This window comes from Stenotrophomonas sp. ZAC14D2_NAIMI4_6 (genome assembly GCF_003086875.1).
Lineage (GTDB): Bacteria > Pseudomonadota > Gammaproteobacteria > Xanthomonadales > Xanthomonadaceae > Stenotrophomonas.
Map to the genome: position 1 here is coordinate 1624557 of NZ_CP025996.1, position 26676 is coordinate 1651232.

19 protein-coding genes and 4 tRNA genes are annotated in these 26676 nt (G+C 67.6%); 11 read left to right on the forward strand and 12 right to left on the reverse strand.

The features are described 5' to 3' along the window. Positions 1-26 precede the first annotated feature (26 nt). From ubiB to C1933_RS07550, 9 genes are all read left to right on the forward strand, one after another. The gene (gene ubiB, locus C1933_RS07510; RefSeq protein ID WP_108752752.1) at positions 27-1709 is read left to right on the forward strand and encodes a 2-polyprenylphenol 6-hydroxylase; all 1683 of its coding nucleotides are present in this window, start codon (positions 27-29) and stop codon (positions 1707-1709) included. A gap of 146 nt (positions 1710-1855) precedes the next feature. Further along, positions 1856-2491 (forward strand): transcriptional repressor LexA, encoded by a 636-nt coding sequence (gene lexA, locus C1933_RS07515; protein WP_108749246.1) that lies wholly within the window; start codon positions 1856-1858, stop codon positions 2489-2491. 204 nt (positions 2492-2695) lie between these two features. Next, a complete protein-coding gene (recA, locus tag C1933_RS07520) occupies positions 2696-3733 on the forward strand; it encodes a recombinase RecA (RefSeq protein ID WP_108749247.1) in 1038 nt (345 codons plus the stop codon). 111 nt (positions 3734-3844) lie between these two features. After that, the gene (gene recX / locus C1933_RS07525) at positions 3845-4336 is read left to right on the forward strand and encodes a recombination regulator RecX (RefSeq protein WP_108752753.1); all 492 of its coding nucleotides are present in this window, start codon (positions 3845-3847) and stop codon (positions 4334-4336) included. 109 nt (positions 4337-4445) lie between these two features. Then, a complete protein-coding gene (alaS, locus tag C1933_RS07530; protein ID WP_108752754.1) occupies positions 4446-7094 on the forward strand; it encodes an alanine--tRNA ligase in 2649 nt (882 codons plus the stop codon). 150 nt (positions 7095-7244) lie between these two features. Further along, positions 7245-7448, forward strand: coding sequence for a carbon storage regulator CsrA (gene csrA, locus C1933_RS07535; protein WP_108749250.1), 204 nt, complete (start codon positions 7245-7247; stop codon positions 7446-7448). A gap of 78 nt (positions 7449-7526) precedes the next feature. Beyond that, positions 7527-7619: transfer RNA gene (locus tag C1933_RS07540), tRNA-Ser, on the forward strand. Between the two features lie 169 nt (positions 7620-7788). Next, a complete protein-coding gene (locus C1933_RS07545) occupies positions 7789-12474 on the forward strand; it encodes an ATP-dependent helicase (protein ID WP_108754771.1) in 4686 nt (1561 codons plus the stop codon). A gap of 101 nt (positions 12475-12575) precedes the next feature. Beyond that, a complete protein-coding gene (locus C1933_RS07550; protein ID WP_108752755.1) occupies positions 12576-13058 on the forward strand; it encodes a LuxR family transcriptional regulator in 483 nt (160 codons plus the stop codon). Positions 13059-13102: 44 nt separating this feature from the next. On the opposite strand, the gene C1933_RS07555 is transcribed toward C1933_RS07550, so the two are convergent. Beyond that, positions 13103-15211, reverse strand: a complete 2109-nt coding sequence (locus tag C1933_RS07555; protein ID WP_108754772.1) for a phospholipase C, phosphocholine-specific — start codon at positions 15209-15211, stop codon at positions 13103-13105. A gap of 8 nt (positions 15212-15219) precedes the next feature. Further along, complete coding sequence (locus C1933_RS07560) at positions 15220-17595, reverse strand: TonB-dependent receptor (protein WP_108752756.1); 2376 nt, start codon at positions 17593-17595, stop codon at positions 15220-15222. A gap of 233 nt (positions 17596-17828) precedes the next feature. On the opposite strand from C1933_RS07560, the gene C1933_RS07565 reads away from it, so the two are divergent. Then, entirely contained in the window at positions 17829-18941 is a 1113-nt protein-coding gene (locus C1933_RS07565) for an alpha/beta fold hydrolase (protein ID WP_108752757.1), read from the forward strand. Positions 18942-18986: 45 nt separating this feature from the next. Here C1933_RS07565 and C1933_RS07570 read toward each other — a convergent pair whose 3' ends face one another. Beyond that, a complete protein-coding gene (locus tag C1933_RS07570; protein ID WP_108752758.1) occupies positions 18987-19688 on the reverse strand; it encodes a pirin family protein in 702 nt (233 codons plus the stop codon). A 139-nt stretch (positions 19689-19827) separates the two neighbouring features. Here C1933_RS07570 and C1933_RS07575 point away from each other — a divergent pair, with 139 nt between their 5' ends. Further along, entirely contained in the window at positions 19828-20742 is a 915-nt protein-coding gene (locus C1933_RS07575; protein WP_108752759.1) for a LysR family transcriptional regulator, read from the forward strand. Between the two features lie 620 nt (positions 20743-21362). Here the strand turns inward: C1933_RS07575 and C1933_RS07585 are convergent. From C1933_RS07585 to C1933_RS07625, 9 genes are all read right to left on the reverse strand, one after another. Beyond that, positions 21363-21439 (reverse strand) — tRNA-Arg (locus C1933_RS07585). A 32-nt stretch (positions 21440-21471) separates the two neighbouring features. Further along, positions 21472-21548: transfer RNA gene (locus tag C1933_RS07590), tRNA-Arg, on the reverse strand. Positions 21549-21618: 70 nt separating this feature from the next. Then, positions 21619-21695 (reverse strand) — tRNA-Arg (locus tag C1933_RS07595). Next, positions 21686-22612, reverse strand: coding sequence for an alpha/beta fold hydrolase (locus tag C1933_RS07600; protein ID WP_108752760.1), 927 nt, complete (start codon positions 22610-22612; stop codon positions 21686-21688). The genes C1933_RS07595 and C1933_RS07600 overlap by 10 nt, the downstream gene beginning before the upstream one ends. Then, positions 22609-23418, reverse strand: coding sequence for a bifunctional hydroxymethylpyrimidine kinase/phosphomethylpyrimidine kinase (gene thiD, locus C1933_RS07605; RefSeq protein WP_108752761.1), 810 nt, complete (start codon positions 23416-23418; stop codon positions 22609-22611). The genes C1933_RS07600 and thiD overlap by 4 nt, the downstream gene beginning before the upstream one ends. A gap of 111 nt (positions 23419-23529) precedes the next feature. After that, on the reverse strand, positions 23530-24198 hold the full coding sequence (locus tag C1933_RS07610) for a YoaK family protein (protein WP_108752762.1): 669 nt from the start codon (positions 24196-24198) through the stop codon (positions 23530-23532). Positions 24199-24207: 9 nt separating this feature from the next. After that, the gene (locus tag C1933_RS07615; protein ID WP_108752763.1) at positions 24208-24717 is read right to left on the reverse strand and encodes a hypothetical protein; all 510 of its coding nucleotides are present in this window, start codon (positions 24715-24717) and stop codon (positions 24208-24210) included. Continuing rightward, a complete protein-coding gene (locus tag C1933_RS07620) occupies positions 24714-26114 on the reverse strand; it encodes a PhoH family protein (protein ID WP_108749260.1) in 1401 nt (466 codons plus the stop codon). The genes C1933_RS07615 and C1933_RS07620 overlap by 4 nt, the downstream gene beginning before the upstream one ends. Before the next feature lie 81 nt (positions 26115-26195). Beyond that, a complete protein-coding gene (locus C1933_RS07625) occupies positions 26196-26675 on the reverse strand; it encodes a peroxiredoxin (RefSeq protein ID WP_108752764.1) in 480 nt (159 codons plus the stop codon). Position 26676 lies beyond the last annotated feature (1 nt).

Genomic DNA, 26676 nt, shown 5'->3' on the forward strand with positions numbered 1-26676 from the left:
CCGGTACATGACCGGAGGCGTCAGCGATGTGGGAAACACTGGGCACAGTCCGTGACCTGGGCCGGCTGCAGGAAATCGCGGCCGTCCTGATCCGCTATGGATTCGGTGATGTGGTGCGCCGCATCGGCCTGGCCAGCGTGCTGGAGCGCGCCGGCCGCCTGCTGCACTGGAACGAGGAAGGCCAGCAGATGCTGCGCATGACCGCGCCGGTGCGCGTGCGCAGCGCCTTGCAGGATCTGGGGCCGACCTTCGTGAAACTGGGCCAGGTGCTGGCCACCCGCGTGGACCTGCTGCCGCCGGACTGGATCGCCGAGCTGTCCGAACTGCAGAACGCCGTGCCCGCGCTGCCGTACGCGGCCATCCGCGAACAACTGGAGGCCGACCTGGGGGCGCCGCCGGCGCAGGTGTTCGCTTTCCTGGATGAAACGCCGATGGCGGCCGCCTCGCTGGCCCAGGCACACCGGGCGCGCCTGCATGACGGCAGCGAGGTGGTGTTGAAAGTGCGCCGGCCCGGCATCCGTGACGTGGTCGAAGCCGACCTGCGACTGCTGGCGCGCCTGGCCGAGATCGTGGAAGCGCGCCTTCCAGACCTGCGCCGCTACCGGCCGGCCGAGGTCGTGCAGCAGTTCACCGTATCGCTGCGCCGCGAACTCGACTTCGCCGCCGAGTGCCGCAACGCCGAGCGCATCGCCCGCAATTTCCAGGGGCGCGACGACATCCTGGTTCCCTCGGTGCACTGGCAGTGGACCTGCGAAAGCCTGAACGTGCAGGACTTCGTGGACGGCATTCCCGGCCGTGACCTGGCGGCTGTGGATGCCGCCGGCCTGGACCGGCGTACGCTGGCGCGCCGGGGGGCCGATATCGTCCTGAAGATGGTGCTCGAGGACGGCAGCTTCCATGCCGATCCGCACCCGGGCAACATCATCTACCTGCGCGATGGCCGTATCGGAGTGATCGACTTCGGCATGGTTGGCGCCTTGTCCGAGGTGCGCCGATTCCAGGTCGCGCAGCTGCTGCACGGCCTGGTGGAACAAGATCCGCAGGGCGTGGCCGACGTGCTGCTGGACTGGGCCGGTGGCGTGGAGGTGGATGAAAACCGGCTGCAGCACGACATCAGCCAGTTCGTCGACCAGTACCGCGGGGTGCCGCTGAAGGACCTGCGCATCGGCCTGATGCTGGGCGACATCACCCAGCTGCTGCGCAGCTACAGCCTGACCCTGCCGGCCGACCTGGCGCTGATGATCAAGGCCTTCCTGACCCTGGAGGGCATGGGCCGGCAGCTCGATCCGGAATTCGACATGGCCAGCGCCGCGCGCCCGTTCCTGGAGCGCGTGGTGCTGCAGCGCTACGCGCCTCGGGCGCTGATCAAGCGCGGCCGGCGCTCCCTGCAGAGCATGATCGACCTGGCCGGAGAACTGCCGCGTGACCTGCGCAAGCTGGTCCAGGCGGCGCGCCGCGGCCGCCTGCAGCTGAAGGTGGAGACCAGCGCCCTGCAGGGCTTCGGCGACCAGGTGAACCGGGCCGCCAACCGGCTGGTAATGGGCATCGTCACCGCCGCGCTGATCATCGGCTCGTCCATCGTCATGCACAGCGTGGGCGGCATCTCCAGCCGCTGGCTGCTGGCGCTGGGGGTGTGCGGCTTCGTCGGCGCCGGGTTCTGCGGGGTGTGGATCCTGTTCTCGATCTGGCGCAGCGGCAAGCACACGTAACCTGCGCGATTCCGGTAGAGCCGATCCGGTAGAGCCGACTGTCAGTCGGCTGCCCTTGCCCTTGCCGTTGCCTGCTGGTCCATGCCCCGCCGCCGTGTCGCACCCGGCACTTGCGGTAGCCGATATTAGTAGTAATACTACTAACCATGGACCTGACCGACACCCAGCAGGCGATCCTGCAGTTGATCGCCGAGCGTATCGAGAGCGATGGCGCACCGCCGTCGCAGACTGAAATCGCACGCGCCTTCGGCTTCAAGGGCGTCCGCGCGGCCCAGTACCACCTGGAAGCGCTGGAGCAGGCCGGGGCGATCCGCCGCATCCCGGGCCAGGCCCGCGGCATCCGCCTGGTACAGGCGCCGCCGCTCCAGAAGCTGGCCGAGCCGGGGCTGCCCGACAGCGTGCTGCGACTGCCGGTGCTGGGTCGGGTCGCAGCCGGTCTGCCGATCGGCGCCGACATCGGCTCGGACGATTTCGTGGTGCTGGACCGGGTGTTCTTCTCGCCCGCGCCGGACTACCTGCTGAAGGTGCAGGGCGATTCGATGATCGACGAAGGCATCTTCGACGGCGACCTGATCGGTGTGCACCGCACCCGCGATGCCCATTCCGGGCAGATCGTGGTGGCCCGCATCGATGACGAGATCACCGTCAAGCTGCTGAAGATCGCCAAGGACCGCATCCGTCTGCTGCCGCGCAACCCCGACTACAAGCCGATCGAGGTCCTGCCCGACCAGGACTTCGCCATCGAGGGCCTGTACTGCGGCCTGCTGCGGCCCAACCGTTGACCCGTTCCACAGCGCAATTCCCCGCGGTCTTTTGTGGCGATTCTCTGGTTCCACTGAGGTTGGTACGGATGTCCGATAATTCTTTTCAGAGCGCCGGGCAGAATCTCAGCCTGTGCGATACGTCCGACTTAAAGTGAACCCATGGCAAAGAAGACCCCCAAAGACAGCACCCCCAACGACATGACCTCTGCAAGGACCAATACGATGGACGAGAACAAGAAGCGCGCCTTGGCTGCTGCTCTGGGCCAGATCGAGAAGCAGTTCGGCAAGGGCTCGGTGATGCGCATGGGCGACCGCGTGGTCGAGCCCGTCGAAGCCATCCCGACCGGTTCGCTGATGCTCGACATCGCACTGGGCATCGGCGGTCTGCCGAAGGGCCGTGTCGTTGAAATCTATGGTCCGGAATCGTCGGGCAAGACCACCCTGACCCTGCAGGCCATTGCCGAATGCCAGAAGATGGGCGGCACCGCTGCCTTCATCGACGCCGAGCACGCCCTGGACCCGATCTACGCCGGCAAGCTGGGCGTGAACGTGGACGACCTGCTGCTGTCGCAGCCCGATACCGGTGAGCAGGCGCTGGAAATCGCCGACATGCTGGTGCGTTCGGGGTCGGTGGACATCCTGGTGATCGACTCGGTTGCCGCGCTGACTCCGAAGGCCGAAATCGAAGGCGAAATGGGCGATCAGCTGCCGGGCCTGCAGGCCCGCCTGATGAGCCAGGCCCTGCGCAAGCTGACCGGCAACATCAAGCGTTCCAACACGCTGGTGATCTTCATCAACCAGCTGCGCATGAAGATCGGCGTGATGATGCCGGGCCAGAGTCCGGAAACCACCACCGGCGGCAACGCGCTGAAGTTCTACGCCTCGGTCCGTCTGGATATCCGCCGCATCGGTGCGATCAAGAAGGGCGACGAGATCATCGGCAACCAGACCAAGATCAAGGTCGTCAAGAACAAGCTGGCACCGCCGTTCAAGCAGGTCATCACGGAAATCCTGTACGGCGAGGGCATCAGCCGCGAGGGCGAACTGATCGACATGGGCGTGGACGCCAAGCTGGTCGAGAAGGCCGGCGCCTGGTACAGCTACGGCGAAGAGCGTATCGGCCAGGGCAAGGACAACGCCCGCGGCTATCTGCGCGACAACCCGTCCGTGGCTGCCAAGCTGGAAGCCGAACTGCGCGAGAAGTTCCAGCCGGCCGAAGCGGCGCGCGAAGAAGGCGACGACGACGGCGACGACGAGTAAGTCTTGCTGTGGGGCAGGGCGGCGCCGTCAGTGACGTTGCCCTGTCCCGCAGGTTCGAATCGCCCACGGATGGGCTGGGTGCCAGGAACGGCGCCACCCTTGGAGTAACCGATGTCCGACGCTGACGACGTCCCCACCGGCCGCAAGCGCCGGCCCCGCGAGCAGACGCCGGTGCAGCGCGCCCTGGGCCTGCTGGTGCGGCGTGAGCATTCGCGAAAGGAATTGACCCGCAAGCTGACCGCGCGCGGGATCGAAGACGAGGCCGCGCAGGCCGCCGTGGCCAAGCTGACCGAGGCTGGCTGGCAGGACGACACCCGCTTTGCCGAGAATCTGGTGCGCATGCGCGCCAACACCGGTTATGGCCCGATCCACGTGCGCGCCGAACTGGGAACCCATGGCCTGGACAGTGCGGCCATCAGCGCCGCCATGGACAGCTACGAAGGCGATTGGCAGGAAAACGCCCGCGACCTGGTCCGCCGCCGCTTCGGCGAGGGCGGCCCGCAGGACCTGGCCCAGCGCCGCAAGGCGGCCGATCTGCTGGCCCGGCGGGGCTTCGACGGCGACACCATCCGCCGCGCCACCCGCTTCGACCCGGATGACTGAGACTGGCGGCGCCGGGCCTGCTACCCTTTAGGTTTTCGGCGGTCCGTCGCGACCCCGGCCAGTGCGGCCGGCGGTGCAGGGTCGCCGGCCCGCAGACTGCCAGCCCCCAATGAACGCATCCGCCAAATTCACGACTTCCCAGATCCGCAGCGATTTCCTTGAATTCTTCAAGGGCAAAGGCCACACCATCGTGCCCTCCGCGCCGCTGGTGCCGGGCAACGATCCGACCCTGCTGTTCACCAATTCCGGCATGGTGCAGTTCAAGGACGTGTTCCTTGGCGCGGAAAAGCGCAGCTACGTGCGCGCGGCCGACGTGCAGCGCTGCCTGCGTGCCGGCGGCAAGCACAACGACCTGGACCAGGTGGGCTACACCGCGCGCCACCACACCTTCTTTGAAATGCTGGGCAACTGGTCCTTCGGTGACTACTTCAAGAAAGACGCCATTGCGTGGGCCTGGGAACTGCTGACCCAGGTCTGGAAGCTGCCGGCCGAGCGCCTGCTGGTTACCGTCTACCAGACCGACGACGAAGCCTATGCGCTGTGGCGCGACATGGTCGGCATTCCGGAAGAGCGCATCGTGCGCATCGGCGACAACAAGGGTGCCCCGTTCGCCTCGGACAACTTCTGGCAGATGGCCGACACCGGCCCCTGCGGCCCGTGCACCGAGATCTTCTACGACCATGGCGACCATATCGCCGGTGGCCCCCCGGGTTCGCCGGATGAAGACGGCGACCGCTTCATCGAGATCTGGAACCTGGTCTTCATGCAGTTCGACCGCCAGCCCGACGGCACCCTGGTGCCGCTGCCGGCGCCGTGCGTGGACACCGGCATGGGCCTGGAGCGCCTGGCGGCGATCCTGCAGCACGTGCACACCAACTACGAGATCGACCTGTTCCAGGCGCTGATCCGCAAGGCCAGCGAGCTGACCGGCACGGCCGATCTGGAAAACAAGTCGCTGCGGGTGATCGCCGATCACATCCGCGCCTGTTCGTTCCTGATCGTCGATGGCGTGCTGCCGTCCAATGAAGGCCGCGGCTATGTCCTGCGCCGCATCATCCGTCGCGCCCTGCGCCACGGCTGGATGCTGGGCGTGCGCCAGCCGTTCTTCAGCAAGCTGGTGCCGACCCTGGTCGAGCAGATGGGCGAGGCCTACCCGGAACTGCCGGCGGCGGTGGACACCGTCACCCGCGCCCTGCAGGCCGAAGAGGAGCGTTTCGCCGAAACCCTCGACGCCGGCATGAAGATCTTCGAGGACGTGGCCGCCAAGGCCGGCAACGGCGTCATTCCCGGCGTGGACGCGTTCCGCCTGTACGACACCTACGGCTTCCCGCTGGACCTGACCCAGGACATCGCCCGCGAGCGCGAACTGACCGTGGACATCGCCGGTTTCGATGCGGCCATGGAACAGCAGCGCGAGACGGCGCGCGCGGCCGGCAAGTTCGGCGGCGGCGTGACCCTGCCGGCCGAGCTGGTGGCCACGCTCACCCCGACCGTGTTCCTGGGCTACGACCGCCTGCAGGCCGACGGCCTGACCGTGCTGGCCGTGCTCAAGGACGGCCGCCCGGTGGCTGCGGCCGATGCCGGCGATGCGGTCATCGTGATCACCGACAAGACCCCGTTCTATGCTGAATCCGGCGGCCAGGTAGGCGATACCGGCGTGCTGAGCGGCGCCGGCGTGCGCCTGGACGTGACCGACACGCAGAAGTTCGCCGGCCAGTTCCACGGTCACGTCGGCACCTTGGCCGAAGGCGGCCTGAAGGTGGGCGACGTGCTGTCGGGCCAGGTCGATGGCGAGCGCCGTGGCGCCACCATCCTCAACCACTCGGCCACCCACCTGCTGCATGCCGCCCTGCGCGAAGTGCTGGGCACCCACGTGCAGCAGAAGGGCTCGCTGGTGGCGCCGGACCGCTTGCGCTTCGATTTCTCGCATTTCCAGCCGATCACGGCCGAGGAACTGGCGATCATCGAGCGCAAGGTCAACCAGCAGGTGCGTGCCAACAACGCCGCCGAAGTGCACAACATGGGCATGCAGGAAGCGCTGGATTTCGGTGCGATGGCGCTGTTCGGCGAGAAGTACGGCGAGAACGTACGCGTGCTGAAGATGGGCGACTACTCCACCGAACTGTGTGGCGGTACCCATGTCGGCCGCACCGGCGATATCGGTCTGTTCAAGATCACCTCTGAAGGCGGTGTCTCGGCCGGCGTGCGTCGCATCGAGGCCGTGACCGGGCAGGGCGCGCTGGACTACGTGGATGCCGAAGAGGCCCGCCTGGCCGAGGCGGCCGAACTGCTGGGCGGCAGCGCCGCCGACGTGGTCGAGAAGATCCGCGCGCTGGGCCAGCGCCAGAAGCAGCTGGAACGCGAACTGGAGGCAGTGAAGGCCAAGGTTGCCGCCGGCGCCACCGCCGACCTGTCCAGCCAGGCCGTCGAAGTGGCCGGGGTGAAGGTCCTGGCCGCCCGCCTGGAGGGCTTCGATGCCAAGGCCCTGCGTGATGCCATCGACCGCCTGAAGCAGCAGCTGGGTGACGCGGTGATCGTGCTGGCCGGCGCCCAGGACGGCAAGGCCGCCCTGGTTGCCGGTGTGAACGGCAGTGCAATGGGCAAGGTCAAGGCCGGGGAACTGTTGTCCCATATCGCCGGTCAGATCGGGGGCAAGGGCGGCGGACGCCCGGACCTCGCCCAGGGTGGTGGCGAGGACGGGCCCGCCCTTGCTACCGCGCTGGCCGCGGTCGTCGAATGGGTCAGCCCCCGCCTGTGATGAATGCCCGGCCGTCCCCCTCCTTGTAGGAGCGGGACGGCTGACGGTACCATTGCGGAATCTTTTCCCTTTGTCGTGGGGACGTTTCTTGACGGAGCGTCAAGCCGGTGGGGGATACCCTTCCACACGGTTCCATGGAGACTTACAAAAATGTTGATCCTCACTCGCCGCGTTGGCGAAACCCTGATGATCGGTGACTCGGTCAGCGTCACTGTGCTGGGCGTCAAGGGCAACCAGGTGCGCATCGGCATTACCGCGCCGAAGGACGTTGCCGTGCATCGCGAAGAGATCTACCAGCGCATCCAGCGCGGTGACGAAGCCGGCAGCACCGGCAACGAAAATTCTGCGGAATAAAGCTTTACCTTCGCGCGTGATTAACGTTATGATTCACGCCCCGCTGAGGTGCAACGCACCAGACGCGGTAAAAACCCCGGAGCGATGCCCGAGTGGCTGAAGGGGCTCCCCTGCTAAGGGAGTATAGGGTCAAAAGCTCTATCGAGGGTTCGAATCCCTCTCGCTCCGCCAGATACAAGAAAGCGCCCGCAGATTTTCGATCTGCGGGCGTTTTTCGTTGTGCGCGTTTCTCTGCGTGCATCTGTCTGTCGCATGCCTGTCTCGACCGTTGCGGCCCGCCCGGGGCCACATCGGTCTTCACGGCGTTGTGCAGCTTCGCCGTATCATCGAACCGTCGAACATGGCGACCGTACCTGCCTTGGATTCCCTGCAGAACTTCCATCCCGCCACGCGTGACTGGTTCGGTTCCACGTTCGCGGCATCGACACCGGTGCAGGACCAGGCGTGGGCATCGATCGCCGCAGGCCAGCACACGCTGGTGGTCGCGCCCACCGGGTCGGGAAAGACGCTGGCGGCCTTCCTGCATGCGATCGACCAGGTGTTCGCCGAACGCGATGGCGATGCGCGCCGCGACCCTGCGGCCAGGCCCGTGGCGCGCACGCGCGTGCTGTACCTGTCGCCGATCAAGGCGCTGGGCAGCGATGTGCAGCGCAACCTGCAGGTGCCGCTGCACGGCATCAGTGCGCGCCGCAGTGAACGCGGCGACCCGGCCGTTGCGCTTACCGTGGCCATGCGCACCGGCGATACCAGCAGCAGCGACCGCGCGCGGCTGCTGCGGCGTCCGCCGGACATCCTGATCACCACGCCCGAGTCGCTGTACCTGATGCTGACCTCACAGGCGCGGGAGATCCTGCGCGATGTGCATACGGTCATCCTCGATGAGATCCATGCCGTGGCCGGCGGCAAGCGAGGCTCGCACCTGGCCCTCAGCCTGGAACGGCTGGACGCCTTGCTGCAGGTGCCCGCACAGCGCATCGGCCTGTCTGCCACGGTGCGCCCGGTGCAGGGCGTGGCCGCCTTCCTCGGCGGCGATCGCCCGGTGCAGGTGGTGCAGCCGCCTTCGCAGCGGCAGTTGCAGCTGAAGATCGTGGTGCCGGTGGAGGACATGACCGACCTGGCCATGCACGGCCCGGCGCAAGGGCGAGGGGCCGGCACACGCGTGGGGTCGATCTGGCCGCACGTGGAGGCCAGCATCCTCGATAACGTGATGCAGCATCGCTCAACGATCGTCTTTGCCAATTCGCGCGGCGTGGCCGAACGGCTCACCGCGCGGCTCAACGAGCTGCATGCCGAGCGCACGAGCGCGGGAAACGCGGGCGACACCGAAGGTGCGGCCGCAACCGCGTACGGATCATTTACCGGCAGCACGGTGAACCGCGTCACTGCGCCCGACGCGGTGATCGCGCGCTCGCACCACGGCTCGGTGTCCAAGGAGCAGCGCGCCGCCATCGAGCAGGCGCTGAAGACGGGTGAACTGCGCTGCGTCGTAGCGACGTCCAGCCTCGAGCTGGGCATCGACATGGGCCTGGTGGATCTGGTCATCCAGGTTGCGGCGCCGCCGTCGGTATCCAGTGCACTGCAGCGGGTGGGGCGTGCGGGACACCAGGTGGGCGGTATGTCGCGCGGCCTGCTCTACCCGCGCACGCGACGTGACCTGGTCGATGCCGCCGTGGTGGTGGACAGCATGCTGGAGGGTCGCATCGAAGCCATCGATCCACCGCGCAACCCGCTTGATGTGCTGGCCCAGCAGACCGTTGCCGCGGTGGCGATGGAGCCACTCGATGCAGAGGCCTGGTTTGCACGGGTCTGCCGCGCCGCGCCTTACCGCACGCTGCCCCGCAGTGCCTTCGACGCGGTGCTGGACATGCTGGCCGGGCGCTATCCGTCCGACGAATTCGCGGGCTTCCGCCCCCGCCTGGTGTGGGACCGGAAGACAGGCACGTTGACCGCGCGCCCCGGCGCCCGGCAGTTGGCGGTCACCAGTGGCGGCACGATTCCGGACCGCGGCATGTACGCGGTGGTACTGCCCGAGGGCGAGGAGCAGGCCGGCTCGCGTCGGGTGGGCGAGCTGGACGAGGAGATGGTGCACGAGTCGCGGGTGAACGATGTCATCACCCTTGGCGCCACGTCCTGGCGCATCGACCAGATCACCCTCGACCAGGTCGTGGTGACGCCCGCACCCGGGCGCTCGGCGCGGCTGCCGTTCTGGCGTGGCGAGGGCATGGGGCGCCCGGCCGAGCTGGGGCAGGCCACCGGCGCGTTCCTTGCCGAACTGGAAGACGATCCGCGCGCCGCTGGCGAGCCGTCACCGGCGCTGCTGGCCCGGCTGCGCGGGCGTGGCTTGGACGACAATGCGATCGGCAACATGCTGGCGCTTGTTGCCGAGCAGCAGCAGGCGACCGGCGTGCTGCCGACCGACCTGCGCCTGGTGGTCGAGCGCTGCCGTGATGAACTGGGCGATTGGCGGGTCATGCTGCACTCGCCCTACGGGCGTCGCGTGCACGACCCCTGGGCCTTGGCGGTAGCCGCGCGGCTGCGCGAGCAGGCGGGCATCGACCCGGCCGTGGTGGCCAGCGACGATGGCATCATCGTGCGCATCCCTGACCGCAGCGGCGCTGCGCCGGGCGCGGACGTCTTTCTGTTCGACGCGGCCAGCCTGCGCCACACCATCACGCTGTCGGTCACCGCCTCGGCTCTGTTCGCCGCCCGTTTCCGTGAGTGCGCCTCGCGTGCCCTGCTGCTGCCGCGCCGCACGCCGGGCAAGCGCTCGCCGTTGTGGCAGCAGCGCCTGCGTGCGGGGCAGTTGCTGGAGATCGCGCGTGGCCACGAGGGTTTCCCCATCCTGGTCGAGACCGCGCGCGAATGCCTGCAGGATGTCTACGACCTGGACGCGCTGGATGCGCTGATGCTGCGCGTGCAGGCCGGCCAGGTCCAGGTGGTCGAGGTGGAGACCGCCGTGCCGTCGCCCTTCGCGGCGGACCTGTTGTTCGGCTATGTCGCCGAGTTCATGTACGAAGCCGACGTGCCCCTGGCTGAACGACGCGCATCGGTGCTGTCGCTTGACAGTGGCCTGCTCGCCGAGCTGCTGGGCCAGGTCGACCTCGGTGAGCTGCTGGACGATGAGGTGGTGGCCACCGTCGCCCGTGAACTGCAGCGCTTGGACCCGCCCCGCCACGCGCGTGGCATCGAAGGCGTGGCCGACCTGCTGCGCGAGCTTGGCCCATTGCCGGCCAGCGACATCGCGCAGCGCAGCGCCGAACCCACGCAGGTGGCGGCCTGGCTGCAGGCGTTGCAGGCTGCTGGGCGTGCCATCCGCGTGACCATTGCCGGTGTTGAACAGTGGGCAGCGGTGGAGGACGCCGCGCGGCTGCGCGATGCCCTCGGGATCGAACCGCCAGCGGACATTGCCGGGGTATTCCTGGCATCGGTAGTGGATCCACTGGGTGACCTGCTTGGCCGGCACGCGCGCCACGCTGGGCCCTTCAGCAGCGGCAGCGTGGCGGCCCGTTTCGGATTGGGCGTGGCGGTGGTGGATGACGCGCTGCAGGTGTTGCAGGAGCAGGGTCGGATCATCCGTGGTCGCTTCGGCCTTGATCGTCGCCAGCCGGCCGACAATGCCGCACCGCCTTCGCCGCGCGCGGCCCATGAATGGGTGGCCGCCGATGTGCTGCAGCGGTTGCGGCTGCGCTCGCTGCAGGCCGCCCGCGCGGCAACGCGGCCGGTACCAGTGGAAGCCTACGTGGGCGTATTGCTGGAAGGGCAGGGCGTGCTGCCGAAGGCCACGCCTGGCAGCGACAGTGAGGCCGTGCTGCAGGTGATTGGACAACTGGCGGGCCTGCCACTGCCGGCATCGCTGTGGGAGCAGCAGGTGCTGCCTGCGCGGGTGCCCGGTTACACGCCTGCGCTGCTGGATGAACTGCTGGCCACCGGCACGGTGCTCTGGGCCGGCCACGGCCGCCTGGGCGACGATGATGGACGGGTATCGCTGCACCTGCGGGACCACGCGGCCGAAACCCTGCCGCTCATGGACAGCGATGCCATCCCATCGCCGATGCAGCAGGCCATCCTGCAGGTGCTGGCTGCAGGCGGTGCGTTCTTCGCCCGGCAACTGGCGATGCAGGTACAGCCGCATCCCGCCGATGCAGGCAGTGCAGGCGAGGATTTCCAGACGGCGCTGTGGCAGCTGGCATGGCGCGGGCAGATCAGCAGTGACCTGTGGGCACCGCTGCGCGCGCTCGACGGCGTGCGCCCGGCGCGGGCGCGGCCGATGTCCGTGTCCCGCCGCCGCCGTGACCTTGCCTTCGCACCCCTGGCGACGGGCACCGCGGGACTGGCCCTGGCCAGCAGCGCGGGGCCGACGCTGGCCGGGCGCTGGTCGCTGCTGCCACAGGAGCGGGCCAATGACACGGTGCGTGCGCTGGCGCAGACCGAGGCGCTGCTGGACCGCTACACGGTGCTCACCCGCAGCGCGGCGATGAGCGAGGCCGTGGCCGGCGGCTTCCCGGCACTGCGGCCGGTGCTGCGCAGCATGGAGGACGCAGGCCAGCTGCTGCGCGGGCGCTTCGTGCAGGGGATGGGCGGTGCCCAGTTCGCCCAGCGCGCAGACATCGACCACCTGCGTGCCTGTGCCGAGCGTGCGGGCGGCGCTGGCGGATGGGTTGCGCTGTCCGCGCTGGATCCAGCCAACCCGTTCGGCAGCCTGTTGCCGTGGCCGCAGGCCCTGGCCGGGTCGAGGCCGGTGCGACGCGCCGGTGCGCTGGTGGTGATCGGTGAAGGTCGGCTGCAGCTGTACCTGCCGCAAGGGGGCCGCCAGCTGTCCAGTTGGATCGATGACACCGACGCCGACGCTGCAGTGCGCTGGACGGCGGCGGCACAGGCGCTGGCTGTCGGCCTGCGGCGCGGTCGGCGGCTGTCCTTCACGCTGCAGCGGATCAATGCCGAACCGGTCCACCGCGGCCTCGCCGTGGACGCCCTGCGCGCGGCAGGGTTCAGCAGTGAGCCGCGCGGGCTGGGCTGGAACGGCTGACGTCGCGCCCAGGGCGAGCGTGAACAGGCGGCTGGGTGAAAATGTGTTCCAGTGTGCGCACGCGTTGCCGCAGATCCTTATTCACTCGAACGGAGCCTTGCATGAAGCTGTTGTCCGCTGTGCTGCTGTCCGCGCTGTCACTGCAGGCCGGTGCCGCTTCCGCTGCCGATGCTTCCCCGTCGCCACTGCTGGGCCGCTGGTCGCTGGACATCTCCACGTCGGCACTGCCGGAAGCGCAGCGTCCGAAGCAGGTGGTGCTGGAATTCAAGGATGCCGGTGGCGGCCGCTGGAGCTCGCACGTGGACATCGTGCTGCACGATGGCAAGACCATGAAGTCCGACGGCACCCTGTCGCTGGATGGCACGCCGGGCCCGCTGTCGGGCACCTACGGCGCCGACCAGGCCAACCTCAAGCTGCCATCGCCCTCCACCTTGGTGATGCAGCTGGTCGACCATGGCGCCCCCGCGTCCACGCGCATCTACACGATCGCGGCCGACCCGTCGACGATGACCGAGACCAAGGCGTTCTACACCCACGAGGGCACGCCGATCCTGCAGACCAACCTGTTCCGGCGCCTGCCCTGAGCGAACGCTCGCGCAGGGCAGGCGCCGCGTGCCCGCGCAGGGATTCAGCCGTGCTCGAGGCGCAGCGGCTGGCTGCCCATCGCCGGGTCGCTGCTGCCGGGGCGACCATCTTCGGCGCGACCGGCCAGGCGCAGCTGCTGTTCACCGGCCTGCAGGTGCAGGTCATACCAGCCCGCAGTAGGTGCGGCATTCCAGTCCAGCACCTGTTCGGTACCGGCGGCCAGCGACAGCGTCTGTTCCGGCATGTGGCCTGCGTAGGCACCGGCGCTCACGCGGACCGTCTGCGCAGTGGTGCCCGGATTGCGCAACGACAGGTACAGCTTGGCGTCGCTGTGCTGCACCCACGCCTGCAGCGCAGGCGCACTCGCATTTCCCTGGAAGTGGCGATGGAAGCCGTTTGGACCCAGCACCCACAGGTCGTAGCGCCCCTGTGCATCCAGCGGCCAGTGGTCCTGCAACGGGTGCCCCGGCAGCAGCGTATAGCGCCGCGGAATCTGCTCCAGCCGCAGCCGGTCGTACACGTGCAGCACGGCAGCAGCGCCTTCGCACGACAGCGCCAGCGTGATGCTGTCGGTATCGCGCGTTTGCACCTGCACCTGCGGTCGATAGGGCAGCGCACGCGCCGGACGCACGCCGCGTTCCTGTTGAGCAGGCTGCAGATCGTCCGGCAATGCCGGCACGGTACGCCCGGGCAGCGTGGCGGCGCGCGCGGCCACCGCGCTGACATCGGGCAGGGCGCGCACGAACGGCCGGGTATCGCGCTGGGCGAAGTCGAACGCGTTGACCAGATCGCCACTGACCGCACGCCGCCACGGTGAGATGTCCGGGCAGGCCACGCCGAAGCGTCGCTCGATCAGGCGCAGCACCGAGGTGTGGTCGTACACCTGCGAGTCGACCCAACCCCCACGGCTCCACGGCGAAATCACGTACAGGGGCACGCGCGGACCCATTCCATAAGGGCGGCCACGCAGTTCGGCGTCGTCGTACTTCTCATCGCCCGGTGCCGGGTGCAGGTGGTATTCGCCTTCGGTGCTGACCGCAGAAGCGCCGGCCCAGCCATCGCCCTGCGCCGAGGGCGGTGCCGGCGGCGGCATGTGGTCGAAGAAGCCGTCGTTCTCGTCGAACATCAGCAGCAGCGCGGTACGGCTCCACACATCAGGATCGGCGGTAAGTGCATCGAGCACGCGCGCGGTGTAGGCCGCGCCCTGGGCGGGGCTGGACGGTCCGGGATGCTCGCTGCCGGCGGCGTCGGCAATGATGAAGCTGACCTGCGGCAACGTCCCGTCGATCACATCCTGGCGCAGCTGCGCCAGCCCGCGGCTGCTGACCGCACGGCGGCGCAGCTCCGGGTCGTGTCCTTCAGCGCCGCGGTAGGCCTGGCGGAACGCTTCGAAGCCGGCCAGCGGGTTGTCGGTGAAGTTGTCGTCCATGTCCTGGTAGATCTGCCAGGACACGCCGGCCTGCTGCAGGCGTTCCACGTAGCTGGCCCAGTGATACGACTGCGCGTGGCCGCCGTACTCGGGGAAGTTGTCGTGGGAATTGGCGATGACCGGGCCACCGGCCCGTGCAAAGGCATCGTTGTGGCCGGTCCACAGAAACACGCGATTCGGGTTGGTGCCCGCCTGCATGGCGCAGTGGTAGGCATCGCAGACGGTGAACGCTTCGGCCAGGGCGAACTGGAACGGCAGGTCGGTCCGCTGGAAGTAGCCCATCGAGTGGTTCTGCTTGGCCTGGGGCCAGCGCGCCATGCGCCCGTGGTCCCAGGCGCGCTGCGCATCGGGCCAGGTGTGCGGGGTGCCTTCCACGCGCATGTAGCCGAAGTGCCGGGCCGTATCCAGGGCGAAGGGCGCGATCGCCCGGTGGCCGTCGGCATCGGGTTGCAGCCACAGCGTGCGCGGCCCCTCGGCATCGGCCAGCGGCGGTGCCGGCGCCACGAACCGATCACCGAAACCGCGCACGCCGGGCAGGGTGCCGAAGTAGTGGTCGAACGAGCGGTTTTCCTGCATGAACACCACGATGTGCTGCAGGTCCTGCAGGCTGCGCGTATGCGCCGCCGGGGCGATCGCTGCGGCCCGGGCAATGCTGGGCAGCAGCGGGGAAAGGCCGGCAGCCACGCCGGCCTGCAACAACCGGCGTCGGCCGATATCAGTCACGGGCTTGCTCACAGATCCACACGGAAAGAGATGCCTACGGTACGCGCCGCGCCGATGAAGGCGGAATCGCGACCATCCACCCCTGCAAGATACCGCTTGTCGGTCAGGTTGCTCACCACCAGGTTGGCGCCCATGCCCTTCAGGCGCGGCGACAGGCCCTGCAGGTCGAAGCCGATGTTGGCGTTGAAGACGGTGGCCGAGGGCAGCTTGTTGACGTTGGCCGCATCCAGGTAGCGGCTGCCCAGGTAGCGCCCGGACAGGCCGAAGTTCCAGTTCGTGCCCTGCCAGTCGGCCGACAGCACCAGGGTGTTTTCCGCTTGGCCGATCACCTTGGCGCCGTCCACGATGCCCAGTTCGGTATCGCGGGTGGCGTCGCCGCTGCCCAGATAGGTGGAGCGGTTGTAGGTGTAGGCCGCGTTGACCCGCCAGCCATTGTCCCAGCCGTAGCCGAATGCGGCTTCCAGACCATTGCTTTCCACGCCGCCGAAGTTCTCATACACGCCATCGGTCTCGTCCAGGTAGTCGATGCCACTGACCAGGCCGGCCGGCAGGTAGACGATGCGGTTGTCGAAGCGGATGTTGTACAGGGTGACCGATGCGGTCAGCGGCCAGCGGCTGATGCGCAGGCCCAGTTCGATGTTGTCGGCGGTTTCCGGTTCCACGTTGCGGAAGCGCTGCGGGTCGGTCTCGCCCAGCACCCCGGACGGGATGGCCGCGAAGTTCTGCGAGAAGCCGGCGAACAGCTCCATGCCTTCCGGGCCGGGGGCCCAGGTGAAGCCGGTGGACAGCAGCGGGTCGGACTTCGAGTCGCTGCTGACCTGTTCGTTGGCACCGATGGTGCGCCGGCGCGACTGGTCGACGAAGAACTGCTTCACGCCCAGGCGGGCGCTGAACGGGCCGAAGCGCGCCACATCCTCGATGTAGTACATCTGCTCATCGACCTTGTAACGGTCGTCGAACTGCACCCAGTACGGCTGGTGGTCGAAGCCGATGTTCTGCCCGACGCTGAGCAGGCGGTGCCAGTCGCGGCGCGCCGTACGGTCCAGCTTCTCCACCCACAGACCTCCTCGGATCGTGTTGTCAACGCTGCCGAAGGTCTGCCGCCATTCCACGTCTGCGGTCACGCCCATGCGGTCGTTGTCGTAGTGGGTGTGGCGGTAGGACTGCGCGCCCAGCACGTTGCCGGCATAGCAGTTCGGATCGTACTCGGCGCTGAAGCCGGCGCGCGGCGTGCAGCCAGCAATCGGCTGGGCCGCGCTGCCATCGGGGTTCACGAAGTAGATCTGGCCCAGGTTGCCGCCGCCGTATACGGTGCGGCCGCCCAGGTATTCCGATTCCGGGCGGCCGATGCCGTCGGCGCTGACATCGGCCAGGTAGGGTGGCAGCCAGTCGCCGCGGCCCTGCATGCGGTGGCCGTAGGCCGCCATCGTGGCCTTGAAACCATTGCCGCCGTCGAATGCGGCGCGCAGGTAGCCGAAGGTGTTCTCGCGCAGCGCGCGCGAGCCGGAACGGTAGTTCTGGTCCAGGTAGGGAATGCCGGTGAGGGTGCCGACCAGGTTGTCGCGGTCGGGCTGGGTGGCGAAGCCCTGCGGGGTGACGCTGGTGTACTCCGGCTCGTCGGCGTCGTTGTAGGACAGGTAGCCGGTCAGGGTCCAGCGATCCAGTTCGGTGATGAACTTGCCGGCGATATGGTCGTTGCTGGCGTGGCCGGTGCCGTCGATCCAGTCGTTCACTTCGGCCGACGAGGCGCTGATCCAGGCGCGGGTGTGCCCGCCCAGCAGGCCCGTGTCGTAGCGCACGTAGTACTTGCGGGCGTCGTTGTCACCGGCGCCGACCACGAAGCGCAGGCGGCTGTCGTGCAGCGGGTCGCTGGTGAGGAAGTTGAGCGTGCCGCCGAGTGCTTCGTTGGAACGCGAGGAAATATCGGCCGTGCCCTGGCTGACTTCCACCGTTTCCAGATCCAGCGTGTCGATGTAGCGGTTGGCCAGCGAACCGCCGCCGTAGCCGGAGCCACCGTTGGGCAGGCCGTCGATGGTGGTGCCGATCTGCTGGGTATCGCGGTTGGTGACAAAGCCGCGCATGCTGATCTGCGTGCCCCAGACCGACGAGCCGGTGGCATCGGCTTCGCTGACCACCACGCCCGGCACCTCGTTCAATGCATCGTTCACGCTGCTCATCGCCATCTGCCGGTTCAGGGTTTCGGCACTGACCGCGGTCTTGGCGTAGCTGGTGGCCTGGCCGATCACCTGTACCTGGTCCAGGGTGCGCGCATCGGTGCTGGCGGTATCGGCGTCGGCCGCAGGCGCTGCGGCCATGGCATCCAGGGCGGGGGCGATCAGCAGGGCCAGCAGGGACAGGCGGGGGAACGATGCACGCATGGGCATTGAGAGCGGACCTTCGGTGGGAAAGCCCGGGAGTGTCGGCAGCGCCAATGACATGGGGGTGACGTGAAGACGCAGGTTCGATGGCACTGCGGCGGCGGTCACAGCGCGGCTGTGGGGCAGAGTGGGGGGCTGAACCGTGGCTGGGTTGTCATCAACTCGTCATGACAGTGCGATAGATGACACGCCGTGACGCAGATAGCCTGTCGCGCTGTCGTCCCTTTCCCTTGATGCCCATGAAGCGCCTGCTGCTGCTCCTGCTGGCGTGCGCCGGCCTGTGGCTGGCTGCATGCTCCTCCTCGATCAATGCCGGTTCCACCTCGCTCAGCGACCGTCTGGTCGCGCCGGGTGGGGTCTCGACCCTGCTGGACCAGCCGCGCCTGCAGGCGGCCATTGCCGCATTACCCACCCGCCATGGTTTCGCCCGTGGCCGCGAGGGCGTACCGATCTTCTGGCGGGTGTTCGATCCGGGCGACTACGGTGCCCGCTACCACTACCTGCCGCAGCACCACCAGAATGGCCTGCCGCTGGATACCGGCCTGAGCCTTGCGCTGCCGCATCCGTTCCGCGCACAGGCGCCGCGCGGCACCGTGGTGCTGCTGCACGGCTGGATGATGAACGGTGATTCGATGCTGCCGTGGTCGCTGCAGCTGGCCGGGCAGGGTTATCGGGTGGTGACCCTGGACCTGCGCAACCATGGCCAATCGGGGGCGGGGCCCTCCGGCTATGGCACCTACGAGTCTGACGATGTAGTGGACGTGATCGCCGAACTGCGCGCGCGCGGCGAGATACGCGGCCCGCTGTACCTGTTCGGGGTGTCCTACGGTGCGGCCACCGCGCTGTTCGCGGCGGACAAGCTGGGTGACCAGGTCGAGGGCGTGGTGGCGATGGAGTCGTTCGCCAATGCGGGTGTGGCCATCCGCACGATGATTCCGCACCTGATGGCGCTGCAGCCGGAAGGGCTGAAGGCGCAGATGATCGCCGGCTATGCCCGCTGGCGTTACGGCGGCCAGGATATCGATCAGGTGGTGGCCGCCGCCGGGCAGCGCCTGGATCTGGACCTGGACCAGGTGGACGTGGCCCGCGCCCTGGCCGATACCCGTGCCTGTGTGCTGCTGCTGCACGGCCAGGGCGACCAGCACATTCCGGTCAGCCAGGGCCGCGAACTGGCCCAGGCCAATCCGCGCGCGCATTACATCGAAATGCGCGGCGAGGACCACATCACCCTGCCGCTGCGCCTGGACCTGCTGGCCGGGGTGGTGGACGACTGGATGGCGCGCGACGCTCAGCATCCGGCGGCGACCTGTCCGGCGCCGCGCCTGCCGGCACAAGCGTATTGGCGGGCGTGAACCGCCGAACCTGCGGTGCCACGCGGCACCGCAGGTTTCCGTGCTTTACAGCGGCAGGTCGAACACCAGCACTTCAGCGTCGTTGCCGTTTTCCAGGGTCAGCTGCGCTTCGTCGCTGACCTGCAGGGCATCGCCGGCTTCCAGGGTGATGCCGTTCACCTGCAGCTGGCCACGGGCCACCTGCACGTAAGCGCCACGGCCGCTGGCCAGCGCATGGTGCAGCTTCTGCTCGCCGTCCAGGATGGTGGCGAAGATGCGGGCGTCCTGCTGGATGCGCAGCGAACCGTCGGCACCATCGGGCGAGGCGATCAGGCGCAGCTGGCCGCGCTTGCTCTCCGGCGCGAAGTGGGTCTCGCGGTAGGACGGCTCGATGTTCTCGCGGTCCGGGAACACCCAGATCTGCAGGAAGTGCACCGGATCGGTGGCCGAGTGGTTGAACTCACTGTGGCTGACGCCGCTGCCGGCGCTCATCACCTGCACGTCGCCGTAGCGCAGCACCGAGCCGGTACCCATCGAGTCCTTGTGCTCCAGTGCGCCGCCCAGCACGTAGGAAATGATTTCCATGTTGCTGTGGCTGTGGGTGCCGAAGCCCTGGCCGCCGATCACCTTGTCTTCGTTGATGACCCGCAGCGGGCCGAAGCTAACGTAGCGCGGGTCGTAGTAGCTGGCAAAGGAGAAGGTGTGGCGGGACGACAGCCAGCCATGCTCGGCCAGGCCACGGGTAGCGCTCTTGCGGATCTGCAGCATGATGATTCTCCTTGTTCGATGGTTTCGATGGGGCGGGGTGGGCCGGTGGCCGCTGTGTTTCCCCGTTGGAGAGAAGTATCTGCTTGCGCCGCGGGTTTGAAAAACGGATAGTTTTGACAGCCATCATCGAAAATTTCGAATGCTCAAGATCAGCCTCGATGCCCTGCAGATCCTGGACGCCATCGACCGCCGCGGCTCGTTTGCCGGGGCCGGCAAGGCCCTGCACAAGGTGCCGTCCACCATTTCCTACACGGTGGCCAAGCTGGAGGAAGACCTGGGCGTGCAGTTGTTCGACCGGGTGGGCCCGCGCGCCGAGCTGACCGAGGCCGGGCGCGCCTTGCTGGACGAGGGCCGGCACCTGTTGCGTGCGGCCCGCGAGCTGGAGCTGCGGGTGCGCCGGGTGGCGTCGGGCTGGGAGGCGGAGCTGAGCCTGGCGGTGGATTCGATGTTCCCGACCTGGCTGCTGGGCCCGGATATCGCCGCATTCCGCAGTATCGAGGCGCCGACGCGCCTGCGGCTGTTCGGCGAGGCGCTGTCCGGCACGTGGGAGGCGCTGCTGGACCGGCGCGCCGACCTGCTGGTGGGGGCGGCGGGCGAGGGGCCCAGCGGCGGTGGCTATGTGGTGGAGCCGCTGGGCAGCGTGGATTTCGTGTTTGCGGTGGCGCCGGATCATCCGCTGGCGCAGGTGCCGGGCGTACTGGGTCGAGAGCATCTGGCCGAGCATTGCGCCATTGCGGTGTCCGATTCCGCGCGGCGTCTGCTGCCGCGCACCGTGGGCCTGCTGATGGGGCAGGAGATCCTGACGGTGCCGGACATGGCCAGCAAGCTGAAGCTGCAATGCCAGGGGTTGGGATTCGGTTTCCTGCCCGAGCCGTGCGCGCGCGCGGCGGTAGCGCGCGGCGAGCTGGTGATCCGCGAGGTGGAGGAGCCCAAGGCGGAAGAGACCTTCTGGCTGGCCTGGCGCACCGGCGAGGACGGCGCGGCCCTGCGCTGGTGGCGCGAACGGCTGCGCAGGCCGGAGTTGCTGGCGCAGTGGTGGCAGGCAATGGGGTAGATCCACGCCATGCGTGGATGGGGGTGGTCTGCAGGGCTGCGCCCTGCACCTGCTCAAGGCAACGGCAAAAGCAAAAGCAAAAGCTGGATATCCGTGGGGTGGCGGGGCGGTGTCGGATTGCGGGGACGCCGCAAGTACGTCCCTGTAGGCTTGGCAGCCGCATCCATGCGGCTGACACCCCGCAATCCGACACCGCCCCGCCTCTGACGGCTCCCCGCTGCTGTTGGTAGGTGTCGACCTTGGTCGACACGGTAGATCCACGCCATGCGTGGATGAAATCTGTCAGATAGCGATACGAATCTGGGGTCAGAGCCCGTTGCGTCGCAACGGGATCCGACCCCGTGCCTGCTATTGGTAGGTGTCGACCTTGGTCGACACACCAGAGCAGAACGCCGTTCCAACAGATCGCGGGAATCTGTCGGGGTGGGGGAGTGTCGGATTGCGGGGTGTCATTTCAGGAAGGGTTTACGGCGTCCCCGCAATCCGACACTGCGCCGCCATCCCGCGGAATACACGCTCCTGACGTTGGCGTTGACGTTGCATTGAGCAGGTGCAGGGCGCAGCCCTGCAGAAAACACACATAAAAAAACAGCAGGCCGAGGCCTGCTGTTTCGGTGTAATGGTGCGCCCGGAGAGATTCGAACTCCCGACCGCCTGGTTCGTAGCCAGGTACTCTATCCAACTGAGCTACGGGCGCCAATTACATAAACTTGTTGTGTTGATCGTGTGTGGTGCGCCCGGAGAGATTCGAACTCCCGACCGCCTGGTTCGTAGCCAGGTACTCTATCCAACTGAGCTACGGGCGCGCGGTACACAATCAATTTGTTACATCATTTTACTGCATCTTCCAGCGGCGGATGCCGGAAGCCTGTCGAGTGGTGCGCCCGGAGAGATTCGAACTCCCGACCGCCTGGTTCGTAGCCAGGTACTCTATCCAACTGAGCTACGGGCGCCCTGCGACAGGAGCGGAATTATGCGGATGTCGGCGCCCGACGTCAACGCTTTTGTGAAAATTTTCATTCAACTGAATGAAAAAGCTTTCCGCCACAGCGTCCGGGGCCTTCATCCAGGCGAAGTGATCGGCACGCGTACCCAGTTCCTGCGCGGACAGCACGCGCACGCGTGAGGCCACATTCGGCAGCTTGGCCAGCAGCGCCTGCATCGAACCCAGCGGGGCGAACCAGTCATCGGCCATCAGCACCGCCTGCGCGGTGCCGTGGATGCGCGCCAGCTGTGCCTCCAGATCTTCGGCCATGCCAACGGCGGCGTAGCGGTTGTTCAGGCCCACCCGCGCCCAGTCGGCGATCAGCCCGCGTGCTTCGGTGCCGCCAAAGCCGAGGCGGCGGCCGTGCAGTACGCCCTGGCGGCGCGCGATCCAGGGCAGGAAACGGTAGAACAGCGGCAGCAGCCACCTGCGCGGGGCCGGGAAGGCGCGCCAGAACGGTGTGCCGCTGGCTGCCAGCCACAGGTGCTGGAAGCGATCCGGCACGCGGCCCGCATGCACGCAGGCCAGCTGCCCGCCCAGGCTGTGGCCGCCGATGATCCAGGGCACCAGCGTCGCTTCGTTGTCGTCGCGCTCCAGCACGGCCTGGCTGGCCGGCAGATCCTGTTCGAGAATCTCGCGGTAGCCCCAGTCCACCTTCCTGGAGGGGCGCAGCGAGCTGCTGCCATTGCCACGCCACTCGTGCAGGTAGACGGCGATGCCGCGTGCGGCCAGCGCCTGCGCCAGCGGCAGGTAATGGCGCGCGGCCACGCCCAGCGCCGGCAGCCACAGCAGGCGGGCCAGTGGCTGCGGCGGCACGCAGGCGATGATCTCGTACTGGTGGCCATCGCCGCTATGCACGGCGAACGTGCGTTGAGTAGCGCTCATGCGTGCGGCGCCGCGCCGAAGTGGTCCAGTACCAGTACCTCGCTGCGGCCGGGGGCATAGCCCTGCTGCAGCCCGCGCGCCACGTAGTCGATGCCCGCTTCGCAGGCGTTGCCCAGGCTCAGGCCGTTGCACAGCTGCGCGGCGATGGCCGAGGCCAGCGTACAGCCGGTGCCGTGTGCATCCAGCGGCAATCGCGCATGGATGAATTCTTCGCTGCTGACACCGTCGAAGTAACGATCGACCACGCGGTTGCCTTCCTGCAGATGGCCGCCCTTGAGCAGCACCGCGCCGGCGCCCAGGTCCAGCAGTGCCGCCGCCGCCTGTTCTGCCTGCGCGGCATTGCCGATGCGGTGGCCGACCAGCAGTTCGGCTTCGGGGGTGTTCGGGGTGATCAGCGTGGCCAGCGGAATCAGGCGTTCGCGCAGTGCCTGCAGCGCGCTGTCTTCCAGCAGGCGCGCGCCGCTGGTGGCGACCATCACCGGGTCCAGCACCACATGGGCGGGGCGGCGCTGTTCAAGTACCTCGGCCACTGCGTTGATCACCTCGGCATTGGCCAGCATGCCGAGTTTCACCGCGTGGATGTCGAAATCATCGAAGCAGGCGTCCAGCTGCGCGCGCAGGAAGTGGACCGGCGGAACATGCACTGCGGTCACCCCGCGGGTGTTCTGCGCGGTCAGTGCCGCGATCACCGACAGGCCGTGCACGCGGTGGGCGGCAAAGGCTTTCAGATCGGCCTGGATGCCGGCGCCGCCGCCGGAATCGGAGCCGGCGATGGTCAGGGCGGAAACGGGTGTAGAGGGGCTCATCCGTCGATTGTGCCGTGGTCCAGCGGGTGCGGGTAGAGTCGAGCTTGCTCGACTGCCGCAAGCCGGGGTCAGAGCCCTCTCCGCCGGAGAGGGATCTGACCCCGGGCACCATCAATGCCGCCAGCGCGCCCATTGCTGGTACACCACGTAGACGATGCCGGTCAGGCCGGTCAGCAGCGCTGGGGCCAGCAGTGCGTCGTACTGCCAGCGCATGAACAGCCAGGCGCCGATCACCCCGCCGGCCAGGAAGCCGCTGATGATCAGGCCGCTCAGGGTCAGTCGCCGCAGTTGCAGCGGCAGGCCACGCAGCAGATGGCCCAGGCCGATGCCCAGGTCGGTGAACATGCCGCTCAGATGCGTGGTGCGCACCACCGCGCCACTGAACGTGGTGGCCATGGCGTTCTGCAGGCCGCAGGCCATGGCCGCAGCCAGTGCGCCCCAGATCTGCTGCTGCTCAAACAGCGGAATGGCCACCAGCAGCAACATCGATTCGATCGCCAGCGCCACGCCGTAGCGGCGGCCCAGCTGCAGGGTGCTGTCCTGGATCAACAGGCCGCTGAGCATGGCGCCCAACGAGAAGGCGATCAGCAGGCCCCACAGATGACCCACCGCACGCCAGTCGCCCTGCGCCAATGCCATGCCCAGCTGGCTGGTGCTACCGGTCATGTGGCTGACCGCCTGGTGCTCGAAGCCCAGGAAGCCAACCACGTTGACCATGCCGGCCACGCAGGAGAGCGCGACCGCGCCGATCCAGACCCAGGTGGGCAGGCGGATTCCCATGCCGCCGCCTCAGGGCGAGGACAGCTTGCCGCCGTTGAACTGCAGGTCGCTGAAGGTGTTGCTGGCCGGGTCGAACAGCGCGCCCCAGAACTGGCGACCGCCATCGCACACGCGGATCGCTTCGCGGGCCGGATTCACGCTGCCATCGTCGGGCAGATGGAACGCGTTGATGTAGATCAGCCGCTGCCCCGCGCTTTCAATGCCCACGTACTGGCGGTCGAAATCCAGTACGTGCGGCACCTGTGCTTCCAGCGAGGGCAGTTTCGCCTCCAGCTGGTCCACCTGCTGCCGGCTGGGCGCCCAGTAACCCGTGACCCGACCGGCCTCGCGACCGGGGCTGGGCCGCGAGCAGGTGTCCAGCACCTGCGCGGCGATGACCGGGCGGGTGACCACCCACGATTGGCCGGTGCGTTCGGCGGTGGGCACGCTGGCCGGCCCGCGCGTGGTGGTGCAGGCGCCGAGTGCGGTGGCGAGGGCGATCGCCACCGTGGGCAGCAACAGGCGGGTGCAACGGTTCACAACACCTCCGAAGCGTAATCGGCCAGGCGCGAACGCTCGCCACGGCGCAGGGTGATGTGTGCGCTGTGCGGCCAGTTCTTGAAGCGGTCCACCGCGTAGGTCAGGCCCGAGGTGGTCTCGGTCAGGTACGGGGTGTCGATCTGTTCGACGTTGCCCAGGCAGACGATCTTGGTGCCGGGGCCGGCGCGGGTGATCAGGGTCTTCATCTGCTTGGGGGTGAGGTTCTGCGCCTCGTCCAGGATCAGATAACGTGACAGGAAGGTGCGGCCGCGCATGAAGTTCATCGAGCGGATCTTGATGCGGCTGGCCAGCAGGTCGTTGGTGGCCTGGCGGCCCCAGGTGCCGCCTTCCTGGTTGTGCGTGAGCACTTCCAGGTTGTCGGTCAGCGCGCCCATCCACGGCGTCATCTTTTCTTCTTCGGTGCCGGGCAGGAAGCCGATGTCCTCGCCCACGCTCACCGTGGCGCGGGTCATGATGATTTCGCGGTAGCGCTGCTGGTCCATGGTCTGGGCAAGGCCGGCGGCCAGCGCCAGCAGGGTCTTGCCGGTGCCGGCGGTGCCCAGCAGGGTGACGAAATCGATCTCCGGGTCCATCAGCGCGTTCAGTGCGAAATTCTGCTCGCGGTTGCGCGCGCTGATGCCCCACACGGCGTGGCTGCCGTGGCGGAAGTCATCGACCAGCGACAGCACCACCTTGCCATCGCCCACCACGCGACTGACGCGCAGTTCCACTTCGTCTTCGCCGGGCAGGTAGACGTACTGGTTCGGATACCACTCCTCGCCATCCTGCGCCTGGATTTCGTAATGGGTGCGGCCCTTGTCGCTCCAGCTGCGCAGGTCTTCGCCGTGGCGCTTCCAGAAGTCTTCGGGCAGCTCGGTGGCGCCGGTGTACAGCAGGCTGAAATCGTCCAGCGCGCGATCGTTCTCGTAGTCCTCGGACACGATGCCGGCGATGGCCGCCTTGATGCGCAGGTTGATGTCCTTGGAAACGAACACCACCGGCAGGTCCGGGGTCTCTTCCTTCAGCGCCAGGATCGCGCCGAGGATCGCGTTGTCCGGAATGACCTTGCCAAAGCTCTTGCCGGCGTCGAAGTGGCTGGTCTGGAAGCGCAGCTTGCCGGCGCTCTGCTTGCCACGCAGCTGCAGCCCGTTCGGGCGCTGCAGCGGAATGCCGTCGGCCAGGTTGTCCAGGCCCGATTCCTGCACCAGCTCGTTGAGGAAGCGGCTTACCTGGCGGGCGTTGCGGCTTGCTTCGGAGGTTCCCTTCTTGCCGTTGTCCAGCTCCTCGATCACCTGCATGGGCAGGTAGACGTCGTGTTCCTCGAACTTGAACAGCGCGGTGGGATCGTGCATCAGCACGTTGGTATCCAGCACGTAGATGCGCTTGCCTCGGGTCATCGTCGTTTCCTGGTTACGGACAGGGAAAAACCACCACAGCCTGCAGGGCAGGGTGGTGGCGGACAGAGTGGGCGATGGGACTCACTTGGTTTGGGCGGCCTTGAGTTCGGCGAGGACGGCATCGGCGTGGCCAGCAACCTTGACCTTGCGCCATGCCTGCACGATACGACTGTCGGGTGAAATCAGGAAGGTGCTGCGCTCGATGCCACGTACCTGCTTGCCGTACATGTTCTTCAGCTTGATCACGTCGAAGGCGCTGCACAGGGCTTCATCGCCATCGCTGACCAGCGGGAAGTTGAAACCCTGCTTGGCGCAGAAGTTGTCGTGCGACTTCACCGAATCGCGGGAGACGCCGAGCACGACCGCGCCGGCCTTCTTGAATTCGGGCAGCAGCGCGTTGAAGTCGATGCCTTCGGTGGTGCAGCCCGGGGTGCTGTCCTTGGGGTAGAAGTACAGCACCAGCCACTGGCCGGCGTAGTCGCCGAGGGTGGCGTGGTGGCCGCCGGACAGGGCCAGCGGCAGGGAAAGGGTGGTGCTGTCCAGGGTATCGCCGTTGTTCATG

Coding starts and splice junctions, on each gene's coding strand:
- ubiB (WP_108752752.1), top strand. CDS start 27: ATGTGGGAAACACTGGGCACAGTCCGTGACCTGGGCCGGCTGCAGGAA.
- lexA (WP_108749246.1), top strand. CDS start 1,856: ATGGACCTGACCGACACCCAGCAGGCGATCCTGCAGTTGATCGCCGAG.
- recA (WP_108749247.1), top strand. CDS start 2,696: ATGGACGAGAACAAGAAGCGCGCCTTGGCTGCTGCTCTGGGCCAGATC.
- recX (WP_108752753.1), top strand. CDS start 3,845: ATGTCCGACGCTGACGACGTCCCCACCGGCCGCAAGCGCCGGCCCCGC.
- alaS (WP_108752754.1), top strand. CDS start 4,446: ATGAACGCATCCGCCAAATTCACGACTTCCCAGATCCGCAGCGATTTC.
- csrA (WP_108749250.1), top strand. CDS start 7,245: ATGTTGATCCTCACTCGCCGCGTTGGCGAAACCCTGATGATCGGTGAC.
- C1933_RS07545 (WP_108754771.1), top strand. CDS start 7,789: ATGGCGACCGTACCTGCCTTGGATTCCCTGCAGAACTTCCATCCCGCC.
- C1933_RS07550 (WP_108752755.1), top strand. CDS start 12,576: ATGAAGCTGTTGTCCGCTGTGCTGCTGTCCGCGCTGTCACTGCAGGCC.
- C1933_RS07560 (WP_108752756.1), bottom strand. CDS start 17,595: ATGCCCATGCGTGCATCGTTCCCCCGCCTGTCCCTGCTGGCCCTGCTG.
- C1933_RS07565 (WP_108752757.1), top strand. CDS start 17,829: ATGAAGCGCCTGCTGCTGCTCCTGCTGGCGTGCGCCGGCCTGTGGCTG.
- C1933_RS07570 (WP_108752758.1), bottom strand. CDS start 19,688: ATGCTGCAGATCCGCAAGAGCGCTACCCGTGGCCTGGCCGAGCATGGC.
- C1933_RS07575 (WP_108752759.1), top strand. CDS start 19,828: ATGCTCAAGATCAGCCTCGATGCCCTGCAGATCCTGGACGCCATCGAC.
- C1933_RS07600 (WP_108752760.1), bottom strand. CDS start 22,612: ATGAGCGCTACTCAACGCACGTTCGCCGTGCATAGCGGCGATGGCCAC.
- thiD (WP_108752761.1), bottom strand. CDS start 23,418: ATGAGCCCCTCTACACCCGTTTCCGCCCTGACCATCGCCGGCTCCGAT.
- C1933_RS07610 (WP_108752762.1), bottom strand. CDS start 24,198: ATGGGAATCCGCCTGCCCACCTGGGTCTGGATCGGCGCGGTCGCGCTC.
- C1933_RS07620 (WP_108749260.1), bottom strand. CDS start 26,114: ATGACCCGAGGCAAGCGCATCTACGTGCTGGATACCAACGTGCTGATG.
- C1933_RS07625 (WP_108752764.1), bottom strand. CDS start 26,675: ATGAACAACGGCGATACCCTGGACAGCACCACCCTTTCCCTGCCGCTG.